Annotated in this window: 1 protein-coding gene and 2 pseudogenes; all 3 read right to left on the reverse strand. The window is 70.2% G+C overall.

Translation table 11 applies throughout. From position 1 onward, the window contains the following. Positions 1 to 53: 53 nt before the first annotated feature. Positions 54 to 419: pseudogene (locus N5I75_RS37870) on the reverse strand (hypothetical protein); the annotation flags it as partial. A gap of 38 nt (positions 420 to 457) precedes the next feature. Continuing rightward, positions 458 to 6,172, reverse strand: a pseudogene (locus N5I75_RS37875) (amino acid adenylation domain-containing protein); the annotation flags it as partial. A gap of 52 nt (positions 6,173 to 6,224) precedes the next feature. Continuing rightward, complete coding sequence (locus tag N5I75_RS37880; RefSeq protein WP_476684759.1) at positions 6,225 to 13,118, reverse strand: amino acid adenylation domain-containing protein; 6,894 nt, start codon at positions 13,116 to 13,118, stop codon at positions 6,225 to 6,227. Between the last annotated feature and the right edge of the window lie 129 nt (positions 13,119 to 13,247).

Consider the following 13,247-nt stretch of genomic DNA (forward strand, 5'->3'; position numbering starts at 1 on the left):
TTGGGGGTGAGGGGGAGTTGGTCGAGAGTGATGTAGGTGGCCGGGACCATGTAGTCGGGGAGCTGGTGTTGGAGGTGGGTGCGTAGTTCGTGGGTGGTGGGGGTGGTGGTGCCGGGGGTGGTGGTGATGTATGCGGTGAGTTGTTTGTTGCCGGGGGTGTCTTCTCGGAGGGTGACGGTGGTGGTGTGGATGTGGGGGTGGGTGTTGAGGGCGTTCTCGATTTCGCCGAGTTCGATGCGGTAGCCGCGGAGTTTGATCTGGTTGTCGATGCGGCCGACGAATTCGAGGGTGCCGTCGGGGCGCCAGGTGACGAGGTCGCCGGTGTGGTAGGTGCGGGGGTCTTGGGGGATGGGAAGGGGTTGGGGGTGAAGCGTTGGGTGGTGAGTTGGGGGCGGTTGTGGTAGTTGCGGGCGAGGCAGATGCCGCCGAGGAGTGCGTGTCCGGGGATGCCGATGGGGGCGGGTTGGTTGTGGTGGTCCAGGACGTAGGCGGTGGTGTTGGTGATGGGTTGGCCGAGGGTGGTGGTGTTGCCGCCTGGGTCGGGGGTGGTGGTGAGGCTCATGACGTTGGCGACGGAGCCTTCGGTGGCGCCGTACTCGTTGGAGATCGTTGTGGTGGTGGTGCTGGTGTCGAGGAGCTGTGAGACCAGGGTGGGGGTGAGGTTTTCGCCGCCGGCGACGATGGTGGTGATGTGGTGGGTGGCCTGGCGGGTGGTGAGGTGTGCGGCCAGGATTTCGAGGTGGGAGGGGGTGGCTTTGAGGAAGCTGATCGGTACATCGGTGAGGATGAGGTCGACGGCGGCGTCGAAGGCCGTCTGGCCCGGTTCTAGTTCGGGGATGGCGAGTTGGGTGCCTTGGATGAGGGGGAGGAAGAGTGCGGTGATGGTGAGGTCGAAGGTGACGGAGGAGTAGAGGATGGTGCCGATCCCGCCAGGCTCGGTGACGGGGTAGTTCTGGTCGCACCAGTGGAGGTAGTTGACGACGCCGCGGTGTTCGAGGGCGACGCCTTTGGGGCGGCCGGTGGAGCCTGAGGTGTAGATGATGTAGGCGAGGTCGTCGGGGGTGGCCAGGGGCGCGGGGTTCTCGGTAGAGCCCTGGGGCCACTCGGTGTCGACGAGGAGGCGGGGTGTGTCGGCGGGGAGCCGGTCGGTGTGCTGTGTGCTGGTGATGATGAGCGGGGCCTGGGCATCCTCGACCATGTAGGTGATGCGGTCGGTCGGGTACTCCGGGTCCAGCGGCACGAACGCGGCGCCGGCCTTCATGATGCCGAGCAGGGCCGCGATCAGCTCGGGCGAGCGGTCGAGGCAGACCGCGATGAGGGTGTCCGGGGTGATGCCCGTCCCGCGCAGATGGTGCGCGAGTTGGTTGGCGCGGGCGTTGATCTGCGCGTAGGTCCACTGCTTGTCGCCGTGGGTGATGGCGATGGCGTCCCGGTCGGTGGTGACGCGGTCCTCGATGAGGGAGTGGATGGTCGCGGTGTCGGGGTAGGGGCCGTTGATCCCGTTCCAGTCGACCAGGATCTCCTGCCGTTCCCGCTCCGTGAGCATGTTCAGCTCGGAGAGGCGTGCGTCGGGGGTGGCCGCGACGGAGGCGGCGAGCGTGGCCAGGTGGCCGGCCATCCGCTCGATCCTCGCCCGCTCGAACAGATCCGTCCGGTACTCCAGCGCCGCCAGCACCTCGCCGCCGGACTCCGCCGCCGTCAGCTGAAGGTCGAACTTCGCGTCCTGACCACCGACTCCGACCGGCTCGACGTCGAGGCCCGGCAGGCTCCACGTCTCCCCGTCCGGAGTGTTCTGGAAGACGAACAGGGTCTGGAACAGCGGGTTGCGCGACAGGTCGCGGTTCGGGGCCAGCTCGTCGACGAGCCGCTCGAACGGCAGGTCCTGGTGGTCGTAGGCGCCCAGCGCCGTGTCCTTGACCCGGTCGAGCAGCTCGGGGAACGTCGGGTCGCCGGACAGGTCGGTCCGCATCACCAGCGTGTTCACGAAGAAGCCGATCAGGGCTTCGGTCTCGGCGCGGTTGCGGCCCGCGATCGGGGTGCCCACGGCGATGTCGTCCTGGCGGCCGTAGCGGGCCAGCACAATCTGGAACAGCGACAGCAGCGTCATGAACAGGCTCGCGCCTTGTCGCCCAGCCGCCTTCCTCAGCGGTTCCGCGACCTCGGCCGGCAGCGTGAAGTACACGGTGTCGCCCGCGGCGCCCTCGCGCTCGGCGGGGCGTCCATGATCCGTGGGCAGTTCCAGCACCGGCACACCGCTCAGGCGCTCACGCCAGTACGCCAACTGCGTCTCCAGGAAGTCGCCCGTGAGCTGTTCCCGCTGCCAGACGGCGAAGTCCGCGTACTGGACCGGGAGTTCCGGAAGTGAGGCCTCACGCTCGGCCAGGGCCGCCGCGTACAGCTCACGCAGCTCGCGCGCCAGGATGCCCGAGGACCAGCCGTCCGACACGATGTGGTGCAGCGTGATCAGGAGATACTGGTCGTCCTGCGCGACAGGGATCAGGTCCACCCGCAGCAGTCGACCGCCGTCCAGCTCGAATGGGCGTCGCGCCTCCGCTTCCATGACCTCCTGCGCGGTCCGCTCCCTGTCCTCGAGGCCGGCGTCGGACCGGACATGGTGTACCACCGGGGTGACCGACCACGGCGCGTCCACCATCTGGGAGGGACGCCCGGCATCGTCGGTGACGAACCTGGTCCGCAGGATCTCGTGCCGTGCCACCAGGCCGGTGAACGCAGCGCCCAGGGCGTCGGCGTCCAGCTCGCCCCGCAGGCGAAGGGCGAAGGGCACCAGGTACTCGGCGCTGCCCGGCGTCAACTTGTCGAGGAACCAGAGACGTTGCTGGGCGAAGGACAACGGTAGGGCGGTGTCACCTCGGTCCACCGGTACGAGCGGTGCCTCGTCGGCTGAAGTCAGTTCACGCATGGCCGCGGCCAAAGTGGCCGGGGTGGGCGAGGTGAACACGGTGCGGACCGGCACATCGACACCGAGCTGCCGGCGCAACCGGGACGTCACCTGCGTGGCGAGCAGAGAATGCCCGCCCAGCTCGAAGAAGTTGTCGTGGATCCCGATGGTGTCGACACCGAGGATCTCCGACCAGACGGTGGTGACGATGTGCTCGGCAGTGGTCCGCGGGGCTACGAAGGCGGCGTCGAGGTCGGGGCGCTCGGCGCCGGGTGCGGGGAGGGCTTTGGTGTCGATCTTGCCATTGGGGGTGAGCGGCAGCTGATCGAGCGTGACGTAAGTGGCGGGGACCATGTAGTCGGGAAGTTGCTGTTGGAGGTGGGTGCGTAGTTCGTGGGTGGTGGGGGTGGTGGTGCCGGGGGTGGTGACGATGTATGCGGTGAGTTGTTTGTTGCCGGGGGTGTCTTCGCGGACTGTGACGGTGGTGGAGTGGACGAGCGGGTGGGTCTGGAGGGCGTTCTCGATTTCGCCGAGTTCGATGCGGTAGCCGCGGAGTTTGATCTGGTTGTCGATGCGGCCGATGAATTCGAGGGTGCCGTCGGGGCGCCAGGTGACGAGGTCGCCGGTGTGGTAGGTGCGGGGATCTTCGAGAACGCGGAGCGGGTTGGAGGTGAAGCGTTCGGCGGTGAGTGCGGGTCGGTTGTGGTAGTTGCGGGCGAGGCAGATGCCGCCGAGGAGTGCGTGTCCGGGGATGCCGATGGGGGCGGGTTGGTTGTGGTGGTCCAGGACGTAGGCGGTGGTGTTGGTGATGGGTTGGCCGAGGGTGGTGGTGTTGCCGCCTGGGTCGGGGGCGGTGGTGAGGCTCATGACGTTGGCGACGGAGCCTTCGGTCGCCCCGTACTCGTTGCTGATGGTCGTGGTGGTGGTGCTGGTGTCGAGGAGCTGTGAGACCAGGGTGGGGGTGAGGTTTTCGCCGCCGGCGACGATGGTGGTGATGTGGTGGGTGGCCTGGCGGGTGGTGAGGTGTGCGGCCAGGATCTCCAGGTGAGAGGGGGTGGCCTTGAGGAAGCTGATCGGTACATCGGTGAGGATGAGGTCGATCGCCGCGTCGAACGCGCTTTGACCCGGCCCGGGCTGCGGGATGGCGAGCTGGGTGCCTTGGATGAGGGGCAGGAAGAGGGCGGTGATGGTGAGGTCGAAGGTGACGGACGAGTAGAGGATGGTGCCGATTCCGCCCGGGTTTTCGACGGGGTAGTTCTGGTCGCACCAGTGGAGGTAGTTGACGACGCCGCGGTGTTCGAGGGCGACGCCTTTGGGGCGGCCGGTGGAGCCTGAGGTGTAGATGATGTAGGCGAGGTCGTCGGGGGTGGCCAGGGGCTCGGGGTTCTCGGTAGAGCCCTCGGGCCATTCGGTGTCGACCAGGAGGCGCGGCGTGTCCGCGGGGAGCCGGTCGGTGTGCTGTGTGCTGGTGATGATGAGGGGTGCCTGGGCGTCCTCGACCATGTAGGTGATGCGGTCGGTCGGGTACTCCGGGTCCAGCGGCACGAAGGCGGCGCCGGCCTTCATGATGCCGAGCAGGGCCGCGATCAGTTCAGGCGAGCGGTCGAGGCAGACCGCGATGAGGGTGTCCGGGGTGATGCCCGTCCCGCGCAGATGGTGCGCAAGCTGATTCGCTCGCTCGTTGACCTGCGCGTACGTCCACTGCTCAGCGCCATGCGTGATGGCGATGGCGTGCGGATCCGTCGCCACACGGTCCTCGATCAGAGAATGGATCGTGGCGGCGTCGGGGTAGGGGCCGGTGATCCCGTTCCAGTCGACCAGGATTTCCTGCCGCTCCCGCTGCGTGAGCATGTTCAGCTCGGAGAGGCGGGCGTCGGGGGTGGCCGCGACGGAAGCGGCGAGCGTGGCCAGGTGGCCGGCCATCCGCTCGATCCTCGCCCGCTCGAACAGATCCGTCCGGTACTCCAGGACAGCGCGCAGTCCGTCCGACGACTCGACCGCCGTCAGCGTCAGGTCGAACTTGGCCACGCCCCGCTCGATCTCGACCGGCTCGACGTCCGCGCCGGCCAGTTCCCAGGCCTCGCCGTCCGCGCTTCCCGGGGCTTGGAGGACGAACATGGTCTGGAACAGCGGGTTGCGGGAGAGGTCGCGCTCCGGCGCCACTTCCTCCACCAGCCGCTCGAACGGCAGGTCCTGGTGGTCGTAGGCGCCCAGCGCGGTGTCCTTGACCCGGTCGAGCAGCTGGGGGAACGTCGGGTCGCCGGACAGGTCGGTCCGCATCACCAGCGTGTTCACGAAGAAGCCGACCACGTCCTCGATCTCGGCGCGGTTGCGGCCCGCGATGGGGGTGCCCACGGCGATGTCGTCCTGGCGGGAGTAGCGGGCCAGCACGATCTGGAACAGCGACAGAAGTGCCATGAACAGGCTCGCACCCTGCCGGCCCGCCGCCTCCCGCAGCCTCTCCGTGACCTCGCTCGGCACCGTGAAGGTCACCACGTCGCCGGTGCCACTCGTGTGCGCCGGACGCTGGTGGTCGGTCGGCAGCTCCAGGGGCGCCGTGTGCGCGAGGCGCTCGCGCCAGTACCCGAGTTGTTGCTCCAGGGCCGGTCCCGTGAGCCGGCCGCGCTGCCAGGCGGCGAAGTCCGCGTAACGGACGGGCAGTTGCGGGAGCGAGGCCTCGCCGCCGGCCAGGGCCGCCGCGTACAGCTCACGCAGCTCGCGCGCCAGGATGCCCGAGGACCAGCCGTCCGACACGATGTGGTGCACCGTGAGCGACAGGTAGGCGTCGTCCTCCGCCAGGCGTACGAGGTCCGCCCGCAGGGGCCGGCCCGACGTGAGGTCGAAGGGGCGCGTCGCCTCTGTGCGCAGCACCTCGCGGCCGTGCTCCTCGGCGTGTGTGTCGCCCCGCAGGTCGTGCACCGTGACCTCCACCGGCCAGGGCGCGGTGATCACCTGCTGCGGCGTACCGTCATCGTCCGCCGAGAACGCCGTTCGCAGTACTTCGTGCCGGGCCACCAGGCCGGACAGTGCCTGCTCCAGCGCCGCGACGTTCAGCGGACCCCGGACCCGCAGCGTCGTGGGCACCAGGTAGTCGGCGCTCCCGGGGGACAGGCGGTCCAGGAACCACAGCCGCTGCTGTGCGAACGACAGTGACAGCGGGCCGGTGGCCTCCTCGGCGCCGCGCATGATCCGGTCCGCGTCCGCGCGCCGTCGCATACGGGACAGCAGCCGCGCCTCGATCGAGTTCTCGCCCATGATGATGTCCGTCCTCATTCTCTTCGTGTGGGCAGCGGGGTGTGTGCGTGTGGGCAGCGGGCCGCTGGATTCAGGAGACCTGTTCCTGATCGTTTTCCTGGGCGCCAATTTCCTGTGTATCGACTTCCGGTGTGTCGACTTCCGGTGTGTCGACTTCCTGCGTCGCGAACAATTCGATGATCTGCTCCTTGACGCCGACGACCGTCGGAGCAAGGAAGAACCGGCGCAGGCCGATACGGACTCCCGTCACCGCCTCGATGCGGTTGACGAGCTGAATCGCGAGAAGGGAATGGCCGCCGGCACCGAAGAAATCGTCGTGGATCCCGACCCCGACTTTTTCGAGTCCGAGAACCTCGGCCATGATTCCGGCCACCTCCTCCTCGATCTCGTCCCGGGGTGCCACGAACCCGGCCGTGATGTCGCTTTCCCCGGGCGTCGGCAGCGCCGCGTGGTCGACCTTGCCGTTCCGGTTGAGCGGGAGTTCCGGCAGCTCCATGAACGCGGACGGCATCATGCCGCGGGGCAGGCGCTCGGCAGCCCACTCGCGCAGCCCCGCGGTGTCGGCGGTGCCGCCCGGCGCGGGTACGTAGTAGGCGACGAGCCGCTTGTCGCCGGGGATGTCCTCGCGGACGGCCACCGCGCACACACCCACCGCGTCATGGGTGAGCAGCATCGCCTCGATCTCGCCGAGTTCGACGCGTACGCCGCGCAGCTTCACCTGCCGGTCGATGCGGCCGAGCAGGTCGAGTTCGCCGGCGGCGGTGAAGCGGCCGACATCGCCCGTGCGGTACATGCGGCCACCGGTGAACGGGTCGGGCACGAAGCGTTCCGCGGTGAGCTCGGGGCGCTCGTGGTAGCCGCGCCCCACACTGTCGCCGCCGAGGTACACCTCGCCAAGCACCCCCGCAGGCACGGGGCGGCGGTCCGGGTCGAGGACGTACACCGTCTGGTTGACCATGGGCCGTCCCGCGAGCACCGGGCCGCCGGGGTCGGTGCGTGAGGCCCGCCAGTACGTGGTGTCGACGGAGACTTCCGTCGCGCCGTACAGGTTGATCAGGTCGCCGGGGAAGCGGTCGAGGAAGCGGGCGACCAGGGTCGGCTGGAGGGGCTCACCGCTGGCGAAGGCGTAGCGCAGGTGCGCGCAGTCCTCGGGCCGTGCCTGCGAGACGAACAGGTCGAGGAGGCTCGGGACGAAGTGCAGGCCGACCACGCGGTGGTCCCGCATCAGCCGTGACACCTCGGTCATGTCGAGGCGGTCGGAGCCGGGCACCAGCACGACCGTCGCGCCCTGCCACAAGGGCCAGAAGATCTCGTACGCGGACACGTCGAAGGAGAGCGGCGTGGCCTGGAGGAAGCCCTCGCCCGGGGTCAGCGGGAAGGCGTGCTGCATGCCGGCCAGGTAGTTCACCACGCCCCGGTGCTCGATGCGGACGCCCTTCGGCCGCCCCGTGGAGCCGCTCGTGTAGATCAGGTAGGAGAGGTCGCCGGGTTGAGCGACGTAATCCGGAGCGGTGGTCGGGAGGGTGTCCGGCAGGTCGGTCGCGCTGTCGACGGCCAGCACGACCGGGCCCTCGGGCAGCAGAGCGGCGTGCGCGATGTCGGTGACGACGAGCGGCGCACCGGAGTCCTCCACCAGATACGCCAGGCGCTCCGCCGGGTGCTCGGGGTCGAGCGGGACGTACGCGGCGCCCGCCTTGAGGATGCCGAGCAGCGTCCACACCAGGGCGGGGGAGCGCTCCAGGCAGACGCCCACCGGCACGTCACGGCCGATCCCCGGCACGGCACGCAGACGGTGTGCCAACCGGTTGGCGCGCTCGTCGAGTTCGCGGTAGGTCAGCTCGTCCGCGCCGCACACGACGGCGACCGCGTCCGGCGTGCGGGCCGCCCGCTCCTCGAACAGCCGGTGCAGGGTGGCCCCGGCCGGGACGGGCGCCGAGGTGGCGTTCCACTCGGTCACGATGCGGTGCCGCTCGTCCGCGCCCAGCATCTCCAGCTCGGACAGCGCGGCCTGCGGGCGGGTGGTGGCCGCGTCGAGGAGGATCGTGAAGTGGTCGACGAGGCGGCGCGCGGTGGCCTCGCCGAACAGGTCGGACGCGTAGACGACGGCGCCGTCCAGCGTGCCGTCGGACGCCTCCGCCAGATACATCGACAGGTCGAACTTGGCCTCGCGGACCGGGGACTCGACGGGCTCCGCCGTCAGACCCGGCAGGCTCCAGGCATCGGCGCCGGGCGTGTTCTGCAGCGCGAACAGGGTCTGGAACAGCGGGTTGCGGGACAGGTCGCGGTCGGGTGCCAGTTCCTCGACGAGGCGCTCGAAGGGCAGATCCTGGTGGTCGTACGCGCCCAGGGCCGTGTCCTTGACGCGGGCGAGCAGCTCGCTGAACGCCGGGTCGCCGGAGAGGTCGGTGCGCAGGACGAGCGTGTTGACGAAGAAGCCGATCAGCTCTTCCGTCTCGGCGCGGTTGCGGCCGGCGATGGGGGTGCCGACCGCGATGTCCCGCTGACCGCTGTAGCGGGCGAGCAGCAGCTGGAACACCGAAAGGAGCGTCATGAACAGGCTCGCACCGCCCTCGGCGGACACCGCCCTGGCCCGTGCGGCGACATCGGCGGGCACCGAGAAGCGGACCACTTCGCCCCTGCCGGTGCGCTCCGCCGGCCGCGCGTGGTCCGTCGGCAGCTCCAAGGGCTCAAGACCCGCCAGGCGGTCCCGCCAGTAGCCGAGCTGGCGCTCCAGCGCCTCGCCGGTCAGCCAGGAGCGCTGCCACAGCGCGTAGTCGGCGTACTGCACCGGCAGCGGCGCCGGGGCCGCGTCGGGCCCCGCTCCCAGAGCCACCGCGTACAGGGCGGACAGCTCGCGCAGCAGCACCCCGATCGACCAGCCGTCGAAGGCGATGTGGTGCACGGTGACCGCCAGGACCGCCTCCTCGTCGGCGAGGCGCACCAGCACAGCGCGCAGCATCGGACCTGCGGCGAGGTCCACCGGACGCAGGGCGTCGCCGGCCAGGACCGCCGCGAGGGCGTCCTCGCGGGCGTCCCCGTGGGCGTCCCTGTGGGCGTTCTCGCGGGCGTCCTCGTGGGCCGCGGCGTCCGCCACGTCCCGGAGGTCCCGGAGGTCCCGGACCAGGACCGTCACCGGGGCGGCCGGGGCGATCGACTGGACCGCCGAGCCCGCTGCGTCCGTGCCGAACCGGGTGCGCAGGATCTCGTGGCGCTCCACCAGTGCGGTGAAGGCGTTGTTGAGCGCGTCCACGTCGACGGCGCCGTGTACGCGGAAGGCGAAGGGCAGCAGGTACTCGGCTCGTCCCGGCTCCAACTGGTCGAGGAACCAGAGGCGTTGCTGGGCGAAGCTGAGCGGCAGCGGGTCCCCGTCGCGGGGTACGGCGGGAATGCGCGAGACGCCCGCCTCGTCGAGTTCCTCCACGGCTGCGGCCAGGAGCGCCGGGGTCGGCGCGCCGAACAGGGCCCGTACGGGAACGTCGACGCCAAGGCGGCGGCGCAGCCGCGACACGACCCGCGTCGCAAGAAGCGAGTGACCGCCCAGGGCGAAGAAGTCGTCGTCCGCGCCGACCGTGTCGATGCCGAGCACCTCGGCCCAGACGGCCGCCACCGTCCGCTCGGTCTCCGTGCGCGGAGCCGTGTACGCGGCGCCGAGCTCGGGCCGGTCCGAGGCGGGCGCGGGCAGCGCGCGCCGGTCCGTCTTGCCGTTCGGGGTGAGCGGGATGCGGTCCAGGGGCACGAACGCCGCGGGCACCATGTAGTCCGGCAGGTCACGCTGGAGGTGGGCGCGCAGGACACCCGTCTCGACGGGCGGGTCCGCGACGACGTACGCCACAAGGCGCGGGTCGCCCGGCACGTCCTCGCGGAGCAGGACGGTGGCGCCGGTCACCGAGGGGTGGGTCAGCAGGGCCGCCTCGATCTCGCCCGGCTCGATGCGGTAGCCGCGCAGCTTGACCTGGTTGTCGCCCCGGCCCACGAACTCCAGGTGTCCGTCCGGGTGCCACTTGGCGAGGTCGCCGGTGCGGTAGACACGCCGGGGAGTGCCGTCCACGCTGACGACGGTGAACTTCTCGGCGGTCAGCTCGGGCCGGTCCAGATAGCCGCGCGCGAGGCCGGGGCAGGCGATCCACATCTCGCCCGGGACACCCACCGGAACCGGCCGGCCGTGCCGGTCCACCAAGAACACCTTCGCGTTGGCGACCGGGCGTCCGATCGGTACGTGGTCGCCGGGGCCGGTGATCAGCGCTGTCGCCGCTTCCTGCGCCGCCTCCGTCGGACCGTAGCCGTTGACCAGCGGCACGGAGGTGTGGCGGAACCACTGGCGCACCTGCTCCCGCTGGAGCGCCTCACCGCCGAGCCGCACCAGGCGCAGTTCCGGGCCGAGGTCGTCCGGTCCTTCGAGCTGCGCGGCGAGCGCGCCGAACGCCGAAGGGGTCAGCCAGGCCACCGTCACCGCGTTGACGCGCAGCGCCTCCGCCAGCATGCCCGGGTCCCAGGCGTCGTCGCGCAGGACGAGGGACGCGCCCGAGACGAGCGGCGCGAACAGCTGTCCCACCGAGGAGTCGAAGGAGATCGACGCGAACTGCAGCACCCGGTCCTCGCAGGTGAGGTCGAGCTGCCGCCGCGTCTCCCGCATCCGTGCGCGCAGTGCGCCGTGGGTGATCTGCACGCCCTTCGGACGGCCCGTCGACCCACTCGTGTAGATCACGTACGCCAGATCGTCGGGCCCCGCCCCGGGCTCCGCCCCGGGCGCTGACTCGTTGCCGCTCGGAGGGGGAAGCTCCTCGGGCCAGTCCTCAAGGAGGAGGCGCGGCGTCGCGGCGGGCAGCCGGTCGACATGCGCGGGCCGGGTGACGATCAGCGGTGCCCCGCTGTCCTCGATCATGTACGCGAGCCGGTCCGTCGGATAGGCCGGGTCCAGCGGCACGTACGCGGCGCCCGACTTGAGGATGCCGAGCAGGGCGCTCACCATGTCGGTGCCCCGGTCCAGGCAGATGGCCACCAGCGTGCCGGGGCCGGCGCCCCGCTCGCGCAGCCGGGCGGCGATCCACTCGGCCCGCGCGTTCAGCTCCTGATACGTCAGATGGTCCGAGCCGCACGTGACGGCGGGGGAGTGCGGCCGCTCGGCGGCGCGGTCCTCGAACAGCCGGTGAACGGTGACGGAGTCGGGGGCGTCGGTGTCCGCGCCGTTCCACGTGGTGAGGATCTCCCGCCGCTCCGCGGCCGTCAGCATCTCCAGAGCGGACAGCGGGGCGGTGGGGGAGGCCGCCGCGGCACCGAGCAGGGTCTCGAAGTGCCCGCCGAGCCGGACCATCGTCGTCTCGTCGAAGAGATCGGTGGAGTAGACGATGGTGCAGTCCAGACCGCCGTCCGCGGCTTCCGTCGCGTAGAACGTGAAGTCGAACTTGGACTCTTGCGCGGCCACGTCCATCTGCCGGACGCTGAGGCCGGGGAGCTCCCAGGAACGGCTGTCGGGGGTGTTCTGCAGGACGAACATGGTCTGGAACAGCGGGTTGCGGGAGAGGTCCCGCTGCGGTGCCAGCTCCTCCACCAGCCGCTCGAACGGCATGTCCTGGTGGTCGTAGGCGCCCAGCGCGGTGTCCTTGACCCGGTCGATGAGCTCGGTGATCGTCGGGTCGCCGGACAGGTCGGTCCGCATCACCAGCGTGTTCACGAAGAAGCCGACCATGTCCTCGATCTCGGCACGGTTGCGGCCCGCGATCGGGGTGCCGACCGCGATGTCCTCCTGGCCGCTGTATCGGGACAGCACCGCCTGGAACACCGCGAGCAAGGTCATGAACAGGCTGGCTCCCGTGTCGTGCGCCAGCCTGCGCGCACCGTCGGCGGTCGCCGCGGGGATGCTGAAGGTGAGCATCGCCCCGTTGCCGCTGCGCCGCGCCGGACGCCTGCGGTCGGTGGGCAGCTCCAGCGACTCGGCGCCCGCCAGTCGGCCCCGCCAGTAGTCCAGTTGATCCGACAGCACGTCACCGGTGAACCACGAGCGCTGCCAGACCGCGAAGTCGGCGTACTGCAGCGGCGGTTCGGGCAGCCCGGCGGCGACCCCCGTCACCTGTGCCGTGTACAACGTGGTGAGCTCACGCGAGAGGACACCCGCCGACCAGCCGTCGAACGCGATGTGGTGAACGGTGAGGGACAGCAGGTGCTCCTCGTCCGCCAGCCGGAGCAGCAGGGCGCGGACCATCGGACCGGTGGCGAGATCCATGGGCCGGAAACCCTCGGTGTCCACGAGCGCGGTGGCCGCCTCCTCACGGGCGGCATCGTCCGTCACGTACCGCAGGTCGTGCACGGCCAGCGGCAGCGTGCGGGGTGCGTCGACCACCTGACCCGGGGTGTCGTCCTCGTCGGTGACGAAACGGGTCCGCAGTACCTCGTGCCGCGCCACCAGCTCCGTCAGCGCCGTCTCGAGTGCCGTGACATCCAGCGGGCCGCTGATGCGCAGCCCCATCGGGATCAGGTATTCGGCACGGCCCGGATCCAGCTGGTCCAGGAACCACAGACGGCGCTGCGCGAACGACAGCGGCAGTGGCCGCCCGTCCCGGACGGCGCGGGGGATCACAGTGGTGTCGTCGGAGGTGGACGAGGCTCCGAGGCTGTCGGAGCCGTCGTCCATGCCGTCCACGCCGTCCACGGTGTCCTCGAACATGCGGCGGGCCCGTTCCAGCGCCTCCTCGGCGAGAAAGGCCGCCACAGTCCGAATGGTCGGCGGCCCCGCCGAGAAGGGGGTTTGGAATTCCGAGCCGAATTCCTCCGCGACCTGCCGGGCCATTTCCGCGGCCTGCTCGCCGGTGCCGCCCAGTGCGAAGAAGTCGGAATCCGCCGACGTCACCTCGGTGCCGAGAACCGCCCCCCAAATGGCGGCTATTCGGCTTTCCGCCGGTGAGAACGGCTCACGCCCCGCATCCCGGCCGGGTGCCGGTGTCGGGGGCGCCATCGGATTCGTAGTCATGCGTCCACCAGTTCCTCGTCGTCGACCCGTAACGGAAGGCCCTCGGATGCTCAGCCGATTTGATGCTCGCAGAGCGATCTTGACGAGATAACTGGTTACTTCTGCCCGTGGAACGTGGGCACTTCTGCC

The sequence above is a fragment of the Streptomyces sp. R818 genome (assembly GCF_056172735.1).

Coding starts and splice junctions, on each gene's coding strand:
- N5I75_RS37880 (WP_476684759.1), bottom strand. CDS start 13,118: ATGACTACGAATCCGATGGCGCCCCCGACACCGGCACCCGGCCGGGAT.